Origin of the sequence: Sphingomonas bisphenolicum, assembly GCF_024349785.1 — a bacterium.
Taxonomy (GTDB): domain Bacteria; phylum Pseudomonadota; class Alphaproteobacteria; order Sphingomonadales; family Sphingomonadaceae; genus Sphingobium; species Sphingobium bisphenolicum.
In genome coordinates this window covers 308,492-330,535 of record NZ_AP018818.1, presented here as the reverse complement: position 1 = coordinate 330,535, position 22,044 = coordinate 308,492, and the positions used below count along the sequence as shown (strand labels likewise).

The 22,044-nt window shown below is 64.9% G+C and carries 16 protein-coding genes; 8 read left to right on the top strand and 8 right to left on the bottom strand.

The window, feature by feature from the left end:
- The first annotated feature begins 35 nt into the window (after window positions 1-35).
- Window positions 36-2,708 carry a beta-galactosidase GalB gene (gene galB / locus SBA_RS19915; protein ID WP_261937366.1) on the top strand — a complete coding sequence of 891 codons (2,673 nt, stop codon included), beginning with the start codon at window positions 36-38 and terminating at the stop codon, window positions 2,706-2,708.
- 41 nt (window positions 2,709-2,749) lie between these two features.
- Here the strand turns inward: galB and SBA_RS19910 are convergent, their stop codons facing one another.
- Genes SBA_RS19910 through SBA_RS19880 form a run of 7 tightly spaced genes read right to left on the bottom strand, consistent with a single transcriptional unit; the run spans window position 2,750 to window position 11,540 of the window.
- Complete coding sequence (locus SBA_RS19910) at window positions 2,750-4,207, bottom strand: GH1 family beta-glucosidase (RefSeq protein ID WP_261937365.1); 1,458 nt, start codon at window positions 4,205-4,207, stop codon at window positions 2,750-2,752.
- Between the two features lie 14 nt (window positions 4,208-4,221).
- Entirely contained in the window at window positions 4,222-6,540 is a 2,319-nt protein-coding gene (locus SBA_RS19905; protein WP_261937364.1) for a glycoside hydrolase family 31 protein, read from the bottom strand.
- A 19-nt stretch (window positions 6,541-6,559) separates the two neighbouring features.
- Window positions 6,560-8,185 (bottom strand): alpha-L-fucosidase, encoded by a 1,626-nt coding sequence (locus SBA_RS19900; RefSeq protein ID WP_261937363.1) that lies wholly within the window; start codon window positions 8,183-8,185, stop codon window positions 6,560-6,562.
- On the bottom strand, window positions 8,182-8,979 hold the full coding sequence (locus SBA_RS19895) for an SGNH/GDSL hydrolase family protein (RefSeq protein ID WP_261937362.1): 798 nt from the start codon (window positions 8,977-8,979) through the stop codon (window positions 8,182-8,184). Before SBA_RS19895 ends, SBA_RS19900 begins: the two co-directional genes overlap by 4 nt.
- Window positions 8,980-9,004: 25 nt before the next feature.
- Window positions 9,005-9,793 carry a GDSL-type esterase/lipase family protein gene (locus SBA_RS19890; protein WP_261937361.1) on the bottom strand — a complete coding sequence of 263 codons (789 nt, stop codon included), beginning with the start codon at window positions 9,791-9,793 and terminating at the stop codon, window positions 9,005-9,007.
- Window positions 9,790-10,758, bottom strand: coding sequence for an alpha/beta hydrolase (locus tag SBA_RS19885; RefSeq protein ID WP_261937360.1), 969 nt, complete (start codon window positions 10,756-10,758; stop codon window positions 9,790-9,792). Before SBA_RS19885 ends, SBA_RS19890 begins: the two co-directional genes overlap by 4 nt.
- Window positions 10,755-11,540 carry an IclR family transcriptional regulator gene (locus SBA_RS19880; RefSeq protein ID WP_224546947.1) on the bottom strand — a complete coding sequence of 262 codons (786 nt, stop codon included), beginning with the start codon at window positions 11,538-11,540 and terminating at the stop codon, window positions 10,755-10,757. The genes SBA_RS19885 and SBA_RS19880 overlap by 4 nt, the downstream gene beginning before the upstream one ends.
- A gap of 245 nt (window positions 11,541-11,785) precedes the next feature.
- On the opposite strand from SBA_RS19880, the gene SBA_RS19875 reads away from it, so the two are divergent.
- From SBA_RS19875 to SBA_RS19845, 7 genes are all read left to right on the top strand, one after another.
- Window positions 11,786-14,476 (top strand): TonB-dependent receptor, encoded by a 2,691-nt coding sequence (locus tag SBA_RS19875; RefSeq protein WP_261937359.1) that lies wholly within the window; start codon window positions 11,786-11,788, stop codon window positions 14,474-14,476.
- A 153-nt stretch (window positions 14,477-14,629) separates the two neighbouring features.
- Window positions 14,630-15,808, top strand: a complete 1,179-nt coding sequence (fucP, locus tag SBA_RS19870; RefSeq protein WP_261937358.1) for an L-fucose:H+ symporter permease — start codon at window positions 14,630-14,632, stop codon at window positions 15,806-15,808.
- Window positions 15,805-17,064: an aldo/keto reductase gene (locus tag SBA_RS19865; RefSeq protein ID WP_261937357.1), complete on the top strand. Its 1,260-nt coding sequence runs from the start codon at window positions 15,805-15,807 to the stop codon at window positions 17,062-17,064. Before fucP ends, SBA_RS19865 begins: the two co-directional genes overlap by 4 nt.
- On the top strand, window positions 17,061-18,263 hold the full coding sequence (locus SBA_RS19860) for a UxaA family hydrolase (RefSeq protein WP_261937356.1): 1,203 nt from the start codon (window positions 17,061-17,063) through the stop codon (window positions 18,261-18,263). Before SBA_RS19865 ends, SBA_RS19860 begins: the two co-directional genes overlap by 4 nt.
- The gene (locus SBA_RS19855) at window positions 18,260-18,991 is read left to right on the top strand and encodes an SDR family oxidoreductase (protein WP_261937355.1); all 732 of its coding nucleotides are present in this window, start codon (window positions 18,260-18,262) and stop codon (window positions 18,989-18,991) included. The genes SBA_RS19860 and SBA_RS19855 overlap by 4 nt, the downstream gene beginning before the upstream one ends.
- Window positions 18,991-19,335, top strand: coding sequence for an L-rhamnose mutarotase (locus SBA_RS19850; RefSeq protein ID WP_261937354.1), 345 nt, complete (start codon window positions 18,991-18,993; stop codon window positions 19,333-19,335). Before SBA_RS19855 ends, SBA_RS19850 begins: the two co-directional genes overlap by 1 nt.
- A complete protein-coding gene (locus SBA_RS19845) occupies window positions 19,332-20,954 on the top strand; it encodes a DUF5597 domain-containing protein (protein WP_261937353.1) in 1,623 nt (540 codons plus the stop codon). The genes SBA_RS19850 and SBA_RS19845 overlap by 4 nt, the downstream gene beginning before the upstream one ends.
- Here the strand turns inward: SBA_RS19845 and SBA_RS19840 are convergent.
- Entirely contained in the window at window positions 20,926-21,987 is a 1,062-nt protein-coding gene (locus SBA_RS19840) for a LacI family DNA-binding transcriptional regulator (protein ID WP_261937352.1), read from the bottom strand. The two genes, SBA_RS19845 and SBA_RS19840, sit on opposite strands and share 29 nt — an antisense overlap.
- Window positions 21,988-22,044 lie beyond the last annotated feature (57 nt).

The window sequence follows — 22,044 nt, the reverse complement described above, 5'->3', positions numbered from 1 at the left end:
TGCAACTGTCCATCTCGTTGTCGCGAGGACGTTCCGTGAAGGGACGGGCGCTGGCCATGACGGCGCTGGTCGCGCTAACCGTGGGGGGCGGCGCCTCCTCCGCGTTGGCCGCGGACAGCGTATCGATCAGCCGCGACTGGCGCTTTATCAAGGGCGACCCTGTCGGCATCACCACCGACCTGCGCTATGACGTGCGCCCGCCGATCGACGATGTGGGCGACGGCAAGCTGGCCGATACCCGTCCTGACGAAGCCGTGAAGGTGGACGGCGGCGGCGCGCAGATATTGAAGCCATGGATACTTCCCAGCGCCAATCCCTTCATCAAGGACCAGGCCAAACATCATGTCCGCCCGGCGGGCAATCCCGGTGGCGACCTGCCCTATGTGCAGGCTGGTTTCGACGACAGCGCATGGACCAAGGTGGATCTGCCGCACGACTGGGCGATCGCCGGTCCCTTCATCAAGGACGGCCCCTATGGCGGCATGGGCCGCCTGCCCAGCTGGGGCATCGGCTGGTATCGCAAGACGCTCGACATTCCGGCGAGCGACAGGGGCCAGTCGATCTTCCTGGATGTCGAAGGGGCGATGTCCTACGCCACCGTCTGGCTGAACGGGAAGCTCGTCGGCGGCTGGCCTTATGGCTATAACAGCTTCCGCCTTGACCTGACCCCCTATGCGGTGCCGGGGGGCAGGAACCAGCTCGCCATCCGGCTCGACAATCCGCAGGCTTCGGCGCGCTGGTATCCGGGTGGCGGCCTCTATCGCGACATCTACCTGACCACCGCGAACAAGGTCCATGTCGGCCAGTGGGGCGGCACGGTCCGCACCCCGCAGGTGAGCAAGGCACAGGCGACCATCGACCTCAGCCTGACCCTCGACAATGACGGCGACAAGGTAGCGCAGGTCGAAGTCGCGACCGCGCTCTACGCGCTCGACACCAACGGCAAGCGCACCGGCCGCCCGGTCGCCACCATTGCGCGCCAGTCCACCGGCATCGCGCCCGGCGCCAAGGCGGTGCTGAACGGCAGCACGATCCTGACCAACCCCCGCCTCTGGGGGCCGCCGCCGACACAACAGCCCAACCGCTATGTCGCCATCTCCACCGTGCGCCAGGGCGGCAAGACGATCGACACCTACGAAACCCGCTTCGGCGTGCGCGACATCCGGTTCGATCCCGACAAGGGCGTGATCGTCAATGGCGAGTACATTCCGCTGCGCGGCGTCAACAATCATCATGATCTGGGCGCGATCGGCGCGGCCTTCAATCGTCGCGCGGCCCAGCGCCAGCTCGAAATCCTGCGCGACATGGGCGCCAACGCCGTGCGCATGAGCCATAATCCGCCCGCGCCCGAACTGCTGGAACTCACCGACCAGATGGGCTTCCTCGTCATGGACGAAATATTCGACAGCTGGGAAAAGAAGAAAACGCCACACGACTTCCACCTGATCTTCCCCGACTGGCATGAGGCGGACCTGCGGTCGATGTTGCGGCGCGACCGCAACCATCCCTCGATCATCCTGTGGAGCGTCGGCAACGAGGTCGGCGAACAATATGATGGCGAAGCGGGCGCGAAGATCGGGCGCGAACTGGTCGCCATCGCGCATGAGGAAGACCCGACGCGGCTGGCGACAGGAGCGATGAACTTCGCCAAGGCGGACATGCTGCTGCCCACCACGGTCGACGTCATCAGCCTCAACTATCAGGGCGCGGGTATTCGCGGCATCATCGGTCAATATCCGGCCTTCCGCGCCAAATTCCCCGACAAGGTCATCCTGTCCACCGAAAGCGCATCGGCGCTGTCCAGTCGGGGCGAATATATGTTCCCGGTCGCGGGCGCGATCAGCGGTCCGGTACGGCCATGGTCTGGCGGCAATCCCGACACGCATCAGGTGTCGGCCTATGAGCTGCACGCGGCCGATTTCGGCTCTTCGCCCGACCGCGTCTGGGCGGCGGACGACCAGAATCCCTATGTCGCGGGTGAGTTCGTCTGGACGGGCTTTGACTATCTGGGCGAACCCACGCCCTATTACACATCGCGCAGCAGCTATTCGGGCATAGTCGACCTCGCCGGTTTCCCCAAGGACCGCTTCTGGCTCTATCAGGCGCGCTGGAGGCCGGACCTGAAATTCGCCCATATCCTGCCGCACTGGACCTGGCCGGATCGCGTCGGCCAGATCACGCCGGTCCATGTCTTCTCTTCCGCGGACGAGGCGGAACTGTTCGTCAACGGCCAGTCGCAGGGCAAGATCAAGAAGCGCGACTATGAATATCGCTTCCGCTGGGACTATGTCGTCTATGCACCGGGCGAAGTGAAGGTCGTCACCTGGAAGGACGGCAAGCCCTGGGCGACCGAGATCGTCCGCACCGTGGGGGAGGCGGCGAAACTGTCGCTGACCGCCGACCGGTCGACCATCGCCGATGATGGCCGCGACCTCAGCTTCGTGACGCTGAAGGTCCTGGACAAGGACGGCCATGTCGTCCCTGCGGCCAGGCAGAAGATCGCCTTCTCGATCGAGGGGCCGGGGGAGATCGTCGCGACCGACAATGGCGACCCGACTGACCTGACCGCTTTCCCGTCGGCGAATCGCGCCGCCTTTAACGGCTTGGCGCTGGCGATCGTGAAGGCGGATCGGCCCGGCCGGATCATCCTGCGCGCCCGCGCCGAAGGCTTGGGCGAAACGCAGGTGGAGATCGGCGCGAAACGCTGAATTGGGAATGGGGCGGCCCATCGGGACCGCCCCGTGTCCCGTCACACCAGCCTGTTGGTGCGGACCAGTTCGCGATACCAGTCGGCGGACAGCTTGGGCGTGCGCTTCTGGGTCTTGAAGTCGACATGGTGGATGCCGAACAACTTGGTATAGCCATCCTCCCACTCGAAATTGTCCATCAGGCTCCAGACGAAATAGCCCTTCACCGGGATGCCTTCGCGGGTCGCGCGCTGAAGGTGGGTCAGGTAATTGCGCAGATACATGACGCGGTCGGTGTCATAGACCTTGCCGTCGTCGGCCACCTTGTCGTCCGCCGAGCAGCCATTTTCGGAGATATAGAGGCCCTTGGGCTTCCAGTTCTCGGCTATGGCGCGCATCCCCCAATAGATGACCTCCGGCGTGACATAGAGCCAGGGGGAGGGCATGCGCGGCGCCTGACCCGGATGGGGCAGGATCTTGTAGCCCGACGGCGCCGTCTCGTCGGCGCGAACGGTATTGCCGGTGTAGACGTTGACCGACAGGAAATCGAGCGGCGCGCCAATCAGCTTCATGTCGCCGTCCTTGACCACCGGCGCATCCTTGCCCTGCGCGGTCAGATAGCTGTCGATATAGCGGCCTTCCATGATCGCGGTCAGGAACATGGCGTTCTCTTCGCGCACGGCCTTCTTCACCGCCTCGATATGCTCGGGCGTCTCGATCGCGGGGACATAGATGTTGGGATTGTCGGCAATGCCGACCTGCGTGCCCGACTTGGTCGCGGCGCGGATCGCCTGCACGCCCAGGCCATGGGCCAGCACGCCATGGTGGCGCACCTGATTGACCTCCTTCATCGGCAGCTTCAGGCCCGGCGCCTTGCCGCCGGTCATGTAGCTGAGGTCCGTGAAGCAGCGCAGTTCGTTGAGCGTCATGAAGTGATTGACGCGGTCGCCCAGCTTGCCGGCGGTGTAGCCGGCATAGTCGGCGAAGGCGTGAGCCGTGTCGCGATTCTGCCAGCCGCCCGGCAGGGCATGGGGCAGATCCCAATGGAACATGGTGACATGCGGGGTGATGCCCGCCGCCAGCAGCCCGTCGACCAGCCGGTTATAATAGTCCAGCCCCTTGGCATTGGGCTTGCCCCGGCCATTGGGGAAGATGCGCGACCAGGCGATCGAGAAGCGATAGGCCTTGACGCCCAAAGCCTTCAACAGGGCGATATCGTCCTGATAGCGGTTATAGCTGTCGCAGGCGACGTCGCCGGTGTCGCCATTGGCGACCTTGCCGGGGGTATGGGAAAACACATCCCAGTTGGTCTGGCCCCGGCCGTCGGCGTTCACGGCGCCTTCGATCTGGTAGGCGGCTGTGGCGCAGCCCCACAGGAAGTCGGAGGGGAAGGCGAGGCTGCCCTGCGGCGCGCCAGCGGCGGCGGCCTGCGCATGGGCGCCTGTCGAGCCGGCAAGGCCCGCACCCAGCGCGGCGGCGCCAAGCCCCATGCCCAGTTGGCGGCGGTTGATACCCGTCATGTCTTCTTGTCTCCTTATTGACCGACGATCTGCACCAGGCCGCTGATGGCCTGTCCGCTGGGCAGCTTCGTCTTGCTCGTCAGCGTCTTTGTCTTGTCGTCCCAGACCAGCTCGGCCTTCATGCCGCCCTTGCGATAATCATTGGTCGTGCCGTCATCGTCATACAGGGTGAAGCGGGCATCGGCGCCGGGATAGACGCGGATGCTCTCCAGCGCCTGTTTCTCCGCCGTGCTCTTCACCTGAACGCCCATCGGCACGATCGACCCGGCCTTCACGAACAGCGGCATGCGATTGATCGGGGCATCCACCTCGATCGTCTGGCCGCCCTCGAACTTCTGGTTGGTCCAGTAGTCATACCAGGCGGTGCCGGCGGGCAGATAGACCGGGCGCTTGGTCTGGCCCTGCTTGGTCACAGGGGCGACGAGGAAGGCGGGACCGAACATATATTGGTCGCCGATGTCCGACACCTTGGGATCGTCCGGGAAGTCCATGAACAGGCCGCGCATGAACGGCGCGCCGCTGTCATAGGTGTGGCGGCCCAGCGCATAGATATAGGGCATCAGCGTGTAGCGCAGGCGCAGCCAGTCGGCCAGGATCGGCTCGGCCGCCTTGCCATATTCCCACAGCGCCGTGCCGGGGCGCTGGCCATGGATGCGCAGGGTTGGCGTGAAGACGCTATATTCGAACCAGCGGACGAACAGTTCGGGATAGTCGGGATAACTGGCGTCCATCGCCGTTGCGCCGGCCGGATCGACAAGGATCGGCTTTTCCGCCTTCGGGCCGCTCGGCCATTGCCAGCCGCCAATGTCGCTGCCCCAATAGGCCAGGCCCGACGCGGTGAAGTTGAGGCCGGCGGGCACCTGCCGTTCCAGCGCTTCCCAGGTAGATTTGACGTCCGACGACCAGAACAGGCCGCCATTGCGTTGCGAGCCCAGATAGGCGGCGCGCGCCAGGATCATGTTGCGGAAATTGGGGCGGTCGCGCTCCGATCCTTCGGCGACACCCGTGGTGTGCACCAGCGGGAACAGATTGTGATAGCGGTCGCCCGACCCGATCGAATATTCATAGCCGTCGGGGATCAGGTCCGGCTCCGTCTCGTCCAGCCAGAACCAGTCGAACCCCTGTGATGCGATATTGTCGCGAATCTTGCCCCAGAACCATGTCCGCGCCTGCGGATTGGTGCTGTCGATCAGCGCGCCGGCCCGGTCGGACCGCATCGGCAGGCCATCGATGGGATGGCCGTCCTTGTCATGCAGGAACCAGCCCTTGGCCTTCAAATATTCGAAATAGCGGCCTTCGCGCTCGAACCGTGGCCAGACGCTGATGATCGATCGCATCCCCATGGCGTTCAACTGGTCGTTCATCCCCTTGGGATCGGGGAAATAGCTGCGGTCGATGTCGAGCTGGCCCATGCGGGTCCAGTAGAACCAGTCGAGCACCATGATATCGAGCGGCAGATTGCGCTGGCGATAGCCATTGGCGATGTCGAGCAGTTCCTTCTGGCTCTCGTAACGCGCCTTGCTCTGGATCAGGCCGAAACCGGCCTTGGGCGGCAGCGGCGTCGCGCCGGTCAGCTTGGCATAGCCGGCATAGAGGTCATCGGTGGTCTTGCCGGTGATGACGAAGAAGGAGACGCGCTCGCCGACTTGGCTCTGGAAGCGGGTTGTGCTGTGCAGGCCCGGCCACACCAGCGTGCGCGCCGGATTGTCCCAGACGATGCCATAGCCCTTGTTGGTGACGAGGAAGGGGACGCAGACGGTCTCGCCGGCCGGCGCGTCATAGCTGTGCGAACAGTCGATCTGCTTGCCGCGCAGATCCATATAGCCTTCCTGATTCTGGCCAAGACCATAATAATGCTCGTCGGCGGGGGAATCGAAGCTGGCGCCGACCTTGAAGGTCTTCTCGCCATTGACCGTCACCGGCGCCATTTCCCAGCCGGTCATCTTGGTAAGGACCGTGCCGCTGGCATCCTTCACCGACAGGCTGACCGGGGGCAGGGCAGGCGCGAAATAGCGCTCCATCTGCGTGGGCGCCTTGGGCCATGGCTTGGCATCAATCGTCAACGTCAGGGCGGCAGAGGCGAAGACATCGCCGTTCGAATCGGTGCGATGGGTCCAGCCTGTAGCATCCGCCTTCGCATTGGGGCCTTCGCCCGGCGCGGCCGATGCAAGGTCGGGGTCCATCGCGATCGTCACGCGCACGATATTGGGCGCATAGGGTTCGACCGCCACCCGGCTGCCATGGCGGTCGAGCAGCGCCATCGGATCGGCCAGCGCCGGCGCGGTGAGGCAGGATGCGCCCAGCGCGATCCATTTGAAGCTCTTTGCGATCATCCCTGTAAATCCCTGTATTTCAAACGAGGCCATGGCCGTCGATGCGGACGACCGGCACGAAATGGACGCCATGCGGCATGGTGAGATGGAGGCCCGCGCCATCCTGACGGAAGGCGACCGGACCACCGCCGAGCAGTGTCACTTGGCTGATTGTGCCGTCCACGCGACCCCGCGCCAGTGAGCGGATGGTCGTAGATCCCTGCGCCCGGCCCAGGAACAGCGCATAGAGCGCCCCCTTGTTGGTGGTGAAGCGGATGTCCTGCGCGGTGAAGGGCTTGGCCTTCTCCTCATTCTGCATCCCTGCGATCAGTTGCGTCGGCCCTTCGCCATAGACACGCCACGGCCGCGACCCGAAGATCGCCTCGCCGCCATGCGTCATCCACCCCGCCATGCCGTCCAGCACCTTCTCCGTCTCGCTGTCGATGGAGCCGTCGCCGGGCTGCGGGATGGAAAGCATGAGATTGCCGTTCTTCGACACGACATCGGCAAGCCGCTGGATGACTTCCTGCGCGCTCTTGTAGCTTTTGTCGTGCAGACGGGCTTCATTGTAGAACCAGTCACCGATGCAGGTGTCGGTCTGCCACGGCTCGTCCCACAGATGGTCGGTAAAGCCGCGCTCCACATCCTGCACCATGCCGAAGCGCGCATAGGGCTTGAGCTGCTTGCCGGTCAGCACCACGTCGATCTGGCCGTGCCAGTCGATCGACCGGTTATAATAGTCCGCCGCCGCCTCCAGCCCGACCGGGCCGAAGGGCAATTCATGATCGTCCATATAGACCATGTCAGGCTTATATTTCGCGACCAGATCGGTCTGGCGCAGCAGCCAGCGAGTGACATAGGCCGGATCGTCCTTCGGCCCGGTCTCGATCCACTGGCCGTTATGGACATCGTGCCACTTGTCCATCGCCTCGATCGTGTCGATGCCGTCGGGCAACACGGCATGGCCGCCGGTATAGAGTTCGCGCGGGTCTAGGCCGTCCCACCATTTGTCGACGCCATCGGCCTTGCGCAGCGTATAAGCATCGTAGCGCACACCCTTTTTCGGGCCGACAGGGTCATAGCCATAAGCGGGCTGATACCAGTGCCAGGCATGGGCGGCATGGTTGGACACGCCGAACTTCATGCCGGCCTTGCGCGCCGCCTGTTCCCAGATGCCGACGATGTCCTTCTTCGGCCCGACGCGCAGGCTGTTCCATGCGTGATAGCGGCTGTCGTAGCAGTCCAGATTGTCGTGATGGCAGGCGAGCGCCATGAAATATTTGGCGCCCGCCTTCTGATAGCGGGCCATCAGTGCGTCGGGTTCCCATTTGTCGGCGGTCCAGAGATTCTGGATGTCCTTCATCCCCGCGACCGACGGATGGCCGTAAGTCTTGCGGTGATGCTCATACATCGGGTGGCCCTGCATATACATGAAGCGGCCATACCAGTCGCCCTGCGCCGGCACCGATTGCGGCCCCCAGTGCGACCACATGCCGAGCTTCGCGTCGCGGAACCAGTCGGGATAGCGGTAATGGGCAACGAGCGAAGACCAGCTGGCCTGCACCGGCCCGCCCATCGTGCCCATGGGGCTGGCAGCGCGCGCCGCGCGGGCAAGGCCAAGCGCAGCGGTGCCCGCCAGGAAGGACCGGCGTCCCAGCATCGTCATTGGATTGCCCTCAACGCCTTGTCGATCGCCTGCCGCGCCAGCGGGCGCATGATCGCATAGCCTTCCGCTGTCGGATGCACACCGTCGGTGGACAGGCCCGGCTTCATCGCGCCGTCGGGCTGCGCCATGGCGGCATGATAATCGACATAGGTGAAACCCCGGCTACGGGCATAGTCGGCCAGCCACCTGTTGATCGCGGCGATCTGCGGTGCGGGTTGCAGACCCGGGCTCCAGGGGAAGGCGCCGGCGGGCGGTACGGAGGCGAGGACGACCTTGATCCCATGGGCATCGGCCAGTTCGGCCATGGTCTGGATATTGCCCAGCACCGTGTCCATCGTCGCTGCGCCCGTATTGCCGGCAATGTCGTTGGTCATCGCCATGATGTGGACGACCTGCGGTTTCAGCGCGATCACATCGTTGCGGAAGCGCACCAGCATTTGCGCCGTGGTCTGGCCACTTATGCCGCGATCGACCAGCCCGTCCGCGAACATCTCCGGATCGAGGTTGATCCAGTTGTCGGTGATCGAGTCGCCCATGAACACCGCGCGAACCGTCTTGCCTTCCAGCGCCTTGTTGTCGGCGGCATAACGGCATAGCTGCCCGAAATCGCGGGTCAGCATGTGAAGGTTCCACATCTTCCATTCCGCCTCGCTGGTCGGTTTGGGATGGGCCGGGCAGGGGCTGGCGACGATGCCGACCGGATCATCGACATGGGGATCGCCCGGCACCTTGCTGACGGCAAGGGCCGGGCCGGTCAGCGCCAGCGCGCAGCAGAAGGCGATAAGATGCCGCATCCTCTTCCCTTTCATCGTGTCGTTTTCATTGTCCGGCCAATGCCCGGTCGATGGCGCGCTGCGCGATCGACGTCATCACGGCATAGCCATTGTCGAGCGGATGGACGCCGTCCCGCGTGAAGGCGGCGGCCATCAGGCCCTTGGCGTCGACCATGGCGGCCGCATAATCGGCATAGACATGTCCACGCCGGGTGCAGAAGCCGCGCAGCCAGGCGTTGAGCGCGCGCAATTCTTCGGGCTTGCGCTCCCTGACGACATCTTTCGCAGCGTCGCTATAATCATTCACTGGCAGCAGCGATCCGAACACGACCTTGATGTCATGCGCGCGCGCCAGGTCGGCCATGGCTTCCCAGTTCGCTTCGATCTGTTCGGGCGTTTCCTGTTGCAGGAAGCCCTGCACGTCATTGATGCCGGCGAGGATCACGACGACCTCCGGCTTCAGCGCGACGACGTCCTGATGGAAGCGCAGCAGCATCTGCGCCGTCACCTGGCTGCCGATGCCGCGGTTGACATAGGGTTTGCCGGGGAAGCTTGCGGCAAGGTTCCAGCGGTCGGTGATGGAATCGCCCAGAAACACCACGCGTTGCTCGCCAGGTTTAGGCGGGGGCAAGGCGGCATTGGCGGGCGCGTAGAGATAGCGCTCGCCGAAATCCTGCATCAGGCTGGGCATCAGGGTGGCGCGGAACGGGCCGAGCCATGGCCCCCAATCCTTTTCCGTCACGATGCGCCGTTCGGGCGCGCTGTGATACTCGACGGGCATGGCCAGCGCGGTGCCGGCGCTGAGCGCTAGCATCAGGGCGATCAGGCGTTTCATGCCGGGATCAATCCGTGCTTCGCGGCAAAGGTCGCGAACAAGGCGGGCCAGGCTGACGCCTGCATCGTCTGGGGCAGACGGGTGCCGAAGCCATGGCCGCCATCCTCGAAGATATGCAGCGCGACCGGACGCTTGGCGGCTTCCATCGCCTGGAACAGGGCGATGCTGTTGGCGGGGGGCACCAAACCGTCATCGGTCGCATGGACCAGGAAGAGCGGCGGGGTCGCGGCGTCGACGCGCAATTCTACCGATCGGGCGCGGCGCATTGCTGCCGACGCGTCCGGCCCCAGCAGATTGTCCCGCGATCCGCCGTGGGTGAAGGGCGCGGCGAGGCTCACCACGGGATAGAGCAGGGCGGCAAGGTCGGGGCGGGCGTCCTGCCGGTCGGCCGCATCGACGGGATCATAGGCCGTCTCGCCATGACGCGTCGCCAGCGATCCGGCCAGATGCCCGCCGGCGGAAAAACCAAGCACGCCGATCCGGTCCTTTGCGACGCCGAGCTGGACAGCTCCAGCGCGGATCAGCCGCATCGCCCGCTGCGCATCCTGCAACGGCACATCCTGACGCCGCGCCCAACCTTCGCCGGGCAGGCGATAGAGCAGGATGAAGGCGGTGATGCCGCGCGCGTTCAGCCAGTTGGCCTGGCTGGTGCCTTCATTGTCGTAGGACAGGAAGCCATAGCCGCCGCCGGGCAGCACCAGCATCGCCGCGCCATTAGGGCGGGCGGGGCGGCGTACGACCAGCATCGGCCGATCCATGCCCGTCACCCAGCGGTCCGGTTCGCCACCGGGCCTGGCCTGATCTTCGATCTTGCGGACGATGCGCGCGCCGGTCCCGCCCGGCGGCGTGCCGGGCCACAGGTCGATCACCTCGTCGCTGGCGCTGGTCTGGGCGTTGGCCAGGCCTGGCAGCGCCGCCAGTCCCGCCGCCGCCAGCAAGGCGGCACGCCGGTCCATCCCGGTCATTGTTCGCCGTCCGCCGCGCGCGGCGGCACCAGCATGATCGGCGACATCGCGCTGCCGATCGCGGCGGCGGCATCGCGCACTAGCTGGCTGCACGCCTCCACGGTCGCCCGGTTGGCCGCGCCGTCGACGAACGGCATGGTCAGCGCGGCGCGCGCGACCCCGCCGGCCAGAATCGGTGAGGACAGGTCGGTGATGCCGGTCAGCATCGGGCTGGGCGCAATCGCGCCGCCATTGGCCACCGCCGCGTCCAGTCGTTCGGTCAGCTCGGCCTCGTCCAACGCCTCGCCGGCGGCGCGAATATCGTCCAGCATCGCCGCTCGCGCTTCGGGCGGCTGGAAGGCGAGCAGGATACGCCCGGAATTGGAGCGATGCATTGGCCGGCGATAGCCGACGCGCACGGCAAAGCCCGACAGGCCAGGCGCCTCGATCGCAATGATGACGACCATTTCCGCGCCCGATGCGACTGCCAGATGGCAGCTCTGCCCCGCCTTGCGCGCCAGATCCTGCATCACCGGCAGGGCGGTGGAAGCGAGGTCGCGAATCGGCGGCTGGCTCATGCCCAGCGCGAACAGCCGGTTGGTCAGGCGATAACCTTCCTCGGCACGGGCGATATAGCCATGTTCTTCGAGAACCTGCAGCATCCGGAATATCTCGCTGACCGAGCGGCCCAGCGCGGTAGATATGTCAGACATGATGAGCGGATCGCTGGCGGCGGCGAGCAGTTCCAATATTTCCAGCCCCTTGGTCAGGGCGGGCGCCTGATAGCGCGACTTCCCGGTCATTCCAGTCCTCCCCTCGCCCATGCTGCCGGTTATTGGCGCCGCCTTGCAGGTCCCTCCTTCTAAGCACCGTCCACATATGAAATCAATTTTTATATTTCATAATTCGAAATGTGGGAGTAATGGAGCCTTGTCTTGTTACCGCTCCCAGGAGGGGGCGGAGACATGAAAGGGAAATGTTCCGGCCGTTTTCAGCCGCGAATCAGGTGAGCGCTCCGTTCAGGGGCCAAGGGAGAGGAAGGGGTTTCATGACCAAGATCACGCATATGCCGCGTCGCGCCGCGTTGCTGGCCGGCATTTCGATCGCCAGTATCGCGCTGGGGAGCAGCGTCCACGCGCAGGAGGCCCCGCAGCAGCCCGCCGCGAGCGAGGGCGACATCGTCGTCACCGGCGTGCGCGCCAGCCTGTCCAGCGCCCAGGCGCTCAAGCGCAACAGCGATGTCATCGTCGATTCGATCGTGGCCGAAGACATCGGCAAGCTGCCCGACCGCAACGTCGCCGAAGCGCTGCAGCGCATTCCTGGCATTCAGGTCCAGCGCCGATATGGCGAAGGCAGCTCGGTCGCAATCCGTGGCTTGACCCAGGTTCGCACCGAACTGAACGGTCGGGATATCTTCACCGCGAGTGGAGCCAACCAGCTCAACCTGGAGGATATTCCTTCGGAACTTCTGGCCGGCATCGACGTCTACAAAAATCCGTCGGCCGACCTGATCGAAGATCAGTTGTCGGGCACGATCAATTTCCGCACCCGCAAAGCGTTCGACTTCGACGGCTTCAAGGCGGCGGCGTCGTTGACCCAGAGCCATTTCGACCTGGTCGACCGTTATAAGCCGTCGGCATCGCTCATGCTCAGCAACCGCTGGGAAACGGGTATCGGTGAGATCGGCATTCTGGCCAGCGTATCTTTCCAGAAGACCGCCTTCCGTCAGGACACTATTTCGACCGAACCTTTCTACACGCTCGACCCCACCGTTGCGGGCGACGCCGCCGTGCTGGCGACGTTGGGCCGCACCGGTCAGACGACCACGCTGCCCCATGGCACTGGTATCGGCGAAGTCTATGGCGACCGTCGTCGCTTGGGCACCGATGTATCGGTCCAGTGGCGCCCCAGCGACACGCTGGAACTGACCGCCGAAGTCTTTCGCTCAGACTATAAGTTCCGCTACGACGACTACAGCTTCTTCGCCTACACCTCGAACAGCGCGATCCAGCCGTTGCCCGGCGCGCCGTTCACCTATGCCGACAATGGCGATTTCCAAAGCGGCACCTTCATCAATCTGCCCGTCGGCAACAACACCAGCGCTGAAACGCGCCGGTCGAAGACGACCGATTATTCGCTTAACCTGAAGTGGAAGCCCAGCGCCAACCTGACGGTCACAGCCGATGGTCAATATGTAGACGCCAAGACGAAAAATCTGCGTTCGATCTTCGGCCTGAACGGCACCGCCGATACGCTGTACCAGGATATTTCGGGATCGGTGCCGGTCGTAAACATCGGTTCGGCCACCGGCCTTGCGAACCCGGCGACATACAACAGCGCCTTCTACCTCGACAATCTCAACGAATCGAAGGCGTCGGACAGGACGGCGCGGCTCGACGCCGAATATCGTTTCGATGCCGGTATCCTGTCCTCGATCAAGGCGGGCATCCGCTTTGCCGATCGTAAGAACCGGACGATCGACACCGGCTATCGCTATACCGGCCTGAACGGCATTCCCAGCCAGCTGGAAAATGTCGACCTGAGCGACTTCTTCCGCGGCGATGCCGACCTGTTCGGCAACATCATCGCCTTTAACCGCAGCATCATCCGCAACTATCAGGATACGCTCGATACGCTGGGCATCGCCAGCGCGCCGGCTTATGTCCAGAGCGGCACCAATCAGCAGCGCCAGAAGACCTATACCGGCTATGCCACCGCCTTCTTCAAGACCGATCCCGTCGACGGCAATGTCGGTGTGCGTGTGGTCCGTACGAATCTCGACGTGTCGGGATTCTACCAGCAGATCGCGATCATCCAGAACCCCGACGGGACCGAAAGCAACGGCCCGGCCGAGTTCAATCCGATCAATGCATCGCGCAGCTATACTTCGGTCCTGCCCAGCCTGAACCTGCGCGTTCACCTGGCCGACGACCTGCAAGTGCGCCTGGCGGCCGCGAAGAATATCTCGCGGCCCAGCTTCGGTCAGTTGAACCCCAGCCTCAACATTACGGAACCCGGCCGGGCGCAGCAGGACCAGTTGCATACCACCAGCGGTGGCAACCCCTATCTCAAGCCCATGAAGTCGGACAATTTCGATCTGTCGCTGGAGTGGTATTTCTCGCGGACGGGGTCGTTGACGGCCGCCGGATTTTACAAAAACATCAAAAACTATATCCAGACCGCTGTTACGCCCCGCGATGTGACCTTCAACAACGGCAATACATATGAATATCAGGTCACGTCCTTCAACAATGTCGCAAAAGGCAAGGTGAAGGGCTTCGAACTGGCCTATCAGCAGTTCTTCGACTTCCTGCCCGGGCCGCTCAGTGGCCTTGGCATGCAGGCGAACTTCACATATGTGGATTCCAAGGCCCCTTCACCAGCAACGACCGGACCGGTCGTCAACGTGCCGCTGGAACTACTGTCCAAATATAATTATAATCTGGTCGGCATCTACGAACTTGGCAGTTTGTCGGCGCGCGTCGCTTATAACTGGCGCAGCAAATATGTCGTCACGACGGCGGGCAACGGGACCGGCAATCTGCCGATCTTCAACAAGCCCTTCGGTCAGGTCGATGCATCGGTCAGCTATAATGTCACGCCGCAATTCGCCTTGGCGGTCGATGGCGTGAACCTGACCAACACGCGTCGATCGACCTATTTCGGTATCGACAGCCGTCCGCGCGACGTCGTCGTCAACGACCGTCGCATCAGCCTCACCGCCCGCATCACCTATTGATCCGGCGTACGGGCGTTTCTAGCGTCCCTCCCCTGGCAGACCGGACCGCGATGCGGCCGGTCTGCCATTTTGGACAAGAGAGAGGATGGCCTGATGCATAGGCAGGGAGCCGGCACTGAACGGAGCAGGTCCGGACGGAGCAGCCGGACTGCGATGGTGCTGACCACGGGCCTCTTCTTCCTGTGGGGGGTGGCGAACAACCTCAACGATGTGCTGATCGCCCATTTCCGGCATGTATTTTCGCTGTCGGATTTTCAGTCGGGGCTGGTCCAGTCGGCTTTCTATCTGGGCTATTTCTGTTTCGCGATTCCCGCCGCGCTGGCGGCCGAACGGCTGGGTTACAAGGCGACGGTCATTCTGGGGCTGCTGCTGTTCGGCGGCGGCGCGCTGCTGTTCCTGCCGGCGTCGACACAGCTCAGCTACGGCTTCTTCCTCTTCGCGCTGTTCGTGATTGCGAGTGGCCTGGCCTTCCTCGAAACCGCCGCCAATCCGATGGTCGCGGTGATGGGGCCGGCGGAGGGGGCGGCGCAGCGGCTCAATCTGGCGCAGGCCTTCAATCCGCTGGGATCGATCACCGGCGTGGCGCTGGGCGCGACCCTGATCCTGTCCGACGCCCCCCGGCAGGGCGCTGCAGGCGCCGCGGCGGTGCAGCTACCCTATCTCGGCATAGCGCTGGTGGTGCTGGGCTGGGCGGCGGCGCTCACCTTCACGCGCTTTCCCCGTGCCGCCATGCAGGCGGAAGCGACGACCGGTCCGATCTTCGCGGGCTATGGCGCGCTGTTACGGCGGCCGCGCTATCTGGCGGGGGTGGCCGCGCAATTCTTCTATGTCGGCGCGCAGGTCGGCATCTGGAGCTACCTGATCCGCTATGCGGAAAGCGTCGTGCCGGGCATCGGCGCACAAAAGGCGGCCTGGCTGCTGACCCTGTCGCTGGCGCTGTTCATGGTCGGCCGTTTCATCGGTGCGGCGCTGCTGTCCCGGTTCGATGGTGCGCGGCTGATGGCATTGTTCGCGGGGATCAATATCGTCCTGTCGCTGGTGGCGGTGACGGGGGGCGTGGTCGGTCTTGCCGCTCTGGTGGCGACCAGCTTCTTCATGTCGATCCTCTACCCCACCATCTTCGTCCTGTCGCTGCGCGGCCTCGGACCGCTGACCAAGGCGGGCGCGTCGATGATCGTGATGGCGATCATCGGCGGCGCGGTGCTGACGATGGCGATGGGCCTGCTGTCCGACCTGACCGGGACGATCCGCACGGCGATGCTCGTGCCCGCGCTCTGCTTCGCGGTCGTCGGGCTCTATGCGTGGGCGGCGCGGCGGGAGGGGGTGGCATGATCCCCGATTTGGGCATGGGCACCGCGCCGATCGGCAATCTCTATCGCGCCGTGAGCGAGGCGGAAGCGCGGGCCACGCTCGACGCCGCCTGGGATGCGGGCATCCGCTATTATGACACGGCGCCCCATTATGGTTTCGGCCTGGCCGAACGGCGGTTGGGCGCGATGCTGGCGGAACGCGACCCGGCGGACGAAGCGGCGGTGTCGACCAAAGTCGGGCGCCTGCTCATACCGACCGACGCGCGGGGCGAACGCCACGGTTTCGTCGATGCCGATCCGTTCGAACCAGTCTTCGACTATGGTCGTGACGCGGTGCTGCGATCCTTCGAAGGGAGTTGCGCGCGCCTGCGCCGCGATCGGATCGACCTGCTGCTCGCCCATGATCTCGGCCGGGCGACCCATGGCGACGATCATGACCGCCACCTGCGCGCCTTTCTCGACGGCGGCTATCGGGCGATGTGCGACCTGCGCGAAGCGGGCGCGATCGGCGCGATCGGCATCGGCGTCAATGAAGTCGCGATCTGCGACGAACTGCTCGACCATGTCGCGCTGGACATGATCCTGCTCGCCGGGCGCTACACGCTGCTGGACCGCAGCGCGGAACGGTTGCTGGCGCGCTGCGCCGAACTGGGCGTGCAAGTGATCGTCGGTGGCCCCTATAATAGCGGCATATTGGCGCGCGACCTCGGCGGCCCGTTGCATTTCGACTATACTGCTCCCAGCGCCGACATCGTCGGCAGGGCGCAGCGCCTGTCGGACGCCTGCGTCGCCTTTGACGTCGCGCTGCCCGCTGCCGCCCTGCAATTTCCGCTCCGCCATCCTGCGGTCGTCAGCGTCATTCCCGGCCTGGTCGGGCCGGATCAAGTCGCCGACAGCATGACCCGCCGCTCGGCGCCCCTGCCCCACGCGCTCTGGCCTGCGCTCGACGCCGCCCTGAAAGATGCTTCCATGTTGCAGGACGATGCGCGCCTGATCCTGTTGCACCCCGACGACAATGTCCTGATCTGTGTCCGTCCGATCGACGCAGGTGACATTCTCCCCGTTTCGGGCGGCACGATCCCCGCGCGCGAGGGGATATCCATCGGGCACAAGATCGCCCGCGCGCCGCTCCGCGCCGGGGACAAGATCATCAAATATGGTGCGCCGATCGGGTCGATGACCGCCGATGCCGCGACCGGCGACTGGATACATATGCACAATATGAAGAGCGACTATATCAGCAGCCATACGCGCACCGCGCTGGAGCAGGGGGCATGATCCAGGCCTGGCTCCGGCAGGATGGGCGCAAGGGCATCCGCAATGTCGTCGCGGTCGCCTATCTGGTGGAATGCGCGCATCATGTCGCGCGGCGGATCGTGGACAGGGCGGACGATCCCGATGTGCAACTGATCGGCTTTCCCGGCTGCTATCCCAACGCCTATGCCGCCAAGGTGATGGAGGCGATCGCCACCCATCCCAATGTCGGCGGCCTCGTGATCGTGTCGCTGGGGTGCGAGAGTTTCAATCGCGAGCGGCTGCTGGCGGTGGCGCGGGCGAGCGGACGGCCCGCCGAACTGCTGGTGATCCAGGAGACGGGCGGCACGGCGGCGACGATCGCGGCGGGCGTCGAGGCGGTGGGGCGCGTGCGCGCCGCCATCGCCGACGTCCCGCGCGGGCCGATGGGCGTCGAGGAACTGATCGTCGGCACCATCTGCGGCGGGTCGGACGGAACCAGCGGCATCACCGCCAATCCGGCGGTCGGCCGCGCTTTCGACCGGTTGGTGGCGGACGGCGCGGCCTGCATCTTCGAGGAGACGGGCGAACTGGTCGGATGCGAAAAGATCATGGCAGACCGCGCCCGCACGCCCGAACTGGCGGCCGCGATCGAAGAGTGCGTGCACAAGGCCGAACGCTACTACACCATCATGGGGTTCGGCAGCTTCGCGCCCGGCAACGCGGAGGGCGGCCTGACGACGCAGGAGGAAAAGTCGATGGGCGCCTATTCCAAATCCGGCTCCTCGACCATCGACGGTATATTGAAGCCGGGCGATGTGCCGCCGACGGGCGGCCTCTATCTGCTCGACGTGGTGCCTGACGGCGAACCGCGCTTCGGCTTCCCCAATATCTCCGACAATGCGGAGATCGTCGAACTGATTGCCTGCGGCGCGCATTTGACTTTGTTTACGACCGGGCGCGGATCGGTGGTCGGATCGGCCATTTCGCCGGTCATCAAGATTTGCGCGAACCCGGATACCGGCCGCCGGCTGGCGGCCGACATGGACGTCAATGCCGGGCGCATCCTGGAAGGCGAAGCGACGCTGGAGCAGGTCGGCACGGAAATCTACGACAAGCTATTGGCCGTCGCGGCGGGTGAGCGCAGTGTTTCCGAATCCCTTGGCCATCAGGAGTTTATTTTGACCTACAAGGCTTTCGATCCCATCGGCCCCGACTGTCTCCCCACGAAGGCGCGCGCATGAGCGGGCGTCTGGAAGGCAAGGTCGCGCTGATTACGGCGGCGGCGCGCGGCATCGGCCGGGCGAGTGCGCAGCGCTTCGTGGCGGAGGGCGCGCGCGTGATCGCGACCGACCGGGACCGTGATGCGCTGGAGGGGCTGGACGGCTGCGAATTGCGCAGGCTCGACGCGACCGATGGAGCTGCGGTGCGGGCGCTGGCGGCGGAGGTCGGCCCGATCGACATCCTCGCCAATGTCGCGGGGGTGGTCCATGCCGGGAACATCCTGGAATGCCCGCAGGAAGAATGGGACTTCGCCCTCTCGCTCAACATGACCGCCATGTATCACACGATCCGGGCCTTTCTGCCCGGCATGGTCGAGAAGGGCGCGGGATCGATCGTCAACATGGCCTCCATCGCCAGTTCGGTGAAGGGGATACCAAACCGTTTCGCCTATGGCGCGAGCAAGGCGGGGGTGATCGGCCTGACCAAGGCGGTGGCCGCCGATTTCGTCGGGCAGGGGGTGCGCTGCAACTGCATCTGCCCCGGCACGATCGATACGCCCTCGCTGCAACAACGCCTGCACGATACGGGCGACTATGCCGCTGCGCAGGCCGCGTTCGCAGCGCGCCAGCCGATGGGCCGTCTCGGCCGGGCAGAGGAGATCGCGGCGCTGGTGCTGTATCTCGCGAGCGACGAAGCGTCCTTCACAACCGGCGCGGTGCATGTGATCGACGGCGGCTGGGTCAACTGATGCGGCATGTCCTGCTGATCGACCTGGCCGACGAGGCCGACGCCATCGCCAGCTATGAAGCATGGCACGCCGCCGGCGCGCTGCCGCCCGCGATCGGGGCGAGCATCCGGACGGCGGACGTGATCGCGATGGACATCTATCGCAGCGGTAACCGGCTGGTCATGCTGATGGAAACCGGCCCCGGTTTCGACCCGGCGGCCAAGGCGGCGGCGGATGCGGCCGATCCGGCGGTGCAGGCCTGGGAAGCGCAGATGGACGGCGTCCAGCGCCCGCTTCCCTGGGCCCCGCCCGGCGCGAAATGGACCGAAACGACCCGCATTTTCTCCCTGGACGAACAGCCATGAAAGGCCATTCCATGATCCTCACCCGGACCCTGATCGCCGCTTCCCTGCTGATCGCGCGCCCCGCGCTGGCGCAGGGCGACACGCCGCATATCGAAACCAAGGCCGGTCGCCATGCGCTGATCGTGGATGGCGCGCCCTTCCTGATGTTGGGCGGGCAGGTCAACAACAGCAGCAATTATGCCGCGCCGCTGGAAAAGGTCTGGGCGACGCTCGACCGGATCGGCGCGAATACGGTCGAGGCGCCGATCGCCTGGGAGCAACTGGAGCCGCGGGAGGGCCAGTTCGACTACAGCTTCGTCCAGACGCTGCTGGATGAAGCACGCAAGCATGACAAGCGCATCGTGCTGCTGTGGTTCGGTGCGTGGAAGAATACCGGCCTCGCCTATACGCCCGACTGGGTGAAGCTCGATAATCGCCGTTTTCCGCGCATGAAGACGAAGGATGGTGCGGATCATGGCGTCCTGTCGCCGCATGGCGTGGCGACACTGGCGGCGGACAAGCGCGCATTCCTGGCGCTGATGGCCTATATTCGCGACCATGACACGCAGAACACGGTCATTCTGGTCCAGCCGGAAAATGAAGTCGGCAGCTACCGCAATCCGCGCGACTACAGCCCCGCCGCGCAGAAATTGTTTGACGGCCCGGTGCCGGCGGCACTGACCAAGATGCTGAAGAAATCGGCCGGCAACTGGGCGACCGTCTTCGGCGACCAGGCCGATCGCGCCTTCAACACTTGGCACACCGCCCGCTATATCGAGGAACTGGCAAAGGCCGGCAAGGCGATCAAGCCGCTGCCCATGTATGTGAACGCGGCGCTGGGCGACCCCTTCGCCAAGCCCGATCCGATGGCGCTGTCGAGCGGTGGGCCGCAGGGCGATGTAATCGACATCTGGAAGGTGGCGGCGCCCTCGATCGATTTCGCCGCGCCAGACATTTACGATCGCGCCAGCCGCAACGTCTTCCGGCATCTCGACCTCTACACAAGGCCCGACAATGCGTTGATGGTGCCGGAAATCGGCAATGCCGCCGAATATGCCCGTTATTTCTGGGCGGCGCTGGGGCGCGGGGCGATCGGTTTCGCGCCCTTCGGCATGGATGATACCGGCTATTTCAACTATCCGCTGGGCGCCAAAGGCTTCGACGACAGGACGCTGGACGCCTTCGCCGCCAAATATCGGGTCGTGGCGTCGGCGCCCTGGGCGAGGATCGCGTTCGAGCATCCGGTCTGGGGCGCGGCCAGGCCGGATGACGGCGCGGCCGTCGGCACGACGATGGGCGACTGGACGATCACCGCCAGCTTCGGCCAGTGGCAGTTCGGCCAGCGCGAATGGTTCCCCAAGGCCGACCTGCCCGCCTGGGCGAGCGAGCCGACCGGCGGCACCGTCGTCGCCCAATTGTCAGCCGATGAATTTCTCTTGACCGGCGACCATGTCCGCCTGAACTTCGCCCCCAGGGACGGCAGCGCGCCGGGCGGCATGATCGTCAAGGTGGAGGAGGGGCATTTCGACAAGGGCGTATGGGTCATGGACCGCATCTGGAATGGCGACCAGACCGATTATGGGCTGAACCTGATCGACCAGCCGGTGTGGATCAAGGTGACGATGGGCCGCTATCGCTAGGATCGGTCGAAGGCCCGCTGGACTGGGCCGGCACCAGCGACAGAACGGGGCTGTCCAGATCGCAAGGCGTTTGCCCCTCGATCAGATCGATCAGGTGGCGTGTCGCCATTTCCGCCATCTCGCCGAAGGGCCGGGCGACGGTGGTGAGCGAAGGCGTGAGCATCTCCGCCACGATGCTGCCGTCGAAGCCCACCACCGACAGCGCGTCCGGCACCGCGATCCCGCGCGCCGCGGCGATCTTCAGTACGCCCGCCGCCATGATGTCGTTCGCCGCGAAAATGGCGGTCGGGGTAGGGGAGATGGCGAGCAGCCGGCCAGCCGCCGTCATGCCCGCGGCCAGGCTATAGTCGCCCTCCACCTCGACCGGCGGCCCGACGCCCGCCTCCTCCAGCGCCTCGACAAAGCCCGCGCGGCGTTCGATCGCCGAGATCATGTCCTGCGGCCCGGTAATCATCGCGATGCGCCGATGCCCCAGCGCCAGCAGATGCCGCGCGACATCGCCCGCCGCCTGCCGCTCCTGCGACAGCAGCACCGCGCCATAACCCTCGATCGGCACCGCCGAAATCGCCACTGCGGGGATATGGTCGGCCTGTAGCGCGGCCGGCAGCCCGGCCATGTCGGACACCGGCGGCATTACCACCAGCCCGTCGACCCGCGCGCGCCGGCAAAATCCCAGCACATCCTGTCCCGCACCCGGGTCGCCGACCGGCACGCTGTGGCAGATCACTTCATAGCCGCGCCGGGTCGCCTCGCGCCCCACGCCGCGCTGCACGCTGTCCAGAACCAGCGCGTTGCGATCATTATGCACCATGCCGATCAGGAAGGAGCGCCCCTTGGCCAGCGCGCGGGCGCGCAGGCTGGGTCGGAAATTGAGCGCATCGATCGCGTCCTGGATGCGGGCGCGCGTCTCCTTGTTGACCTTGGGCGACTGGTTGAGCACGCGCGACACGGTGCGGATCGATACGCCCGCCAACGCCGCCACATCGACGATCGTCGGTTCGTTGCCGCCAGTGCTGGGGTCATTATCGGGCATGACGGCTTTCCTGGCGACGTCGGGACGCTCCCGCTCTATGCGAGCGCGCGCGCCCTG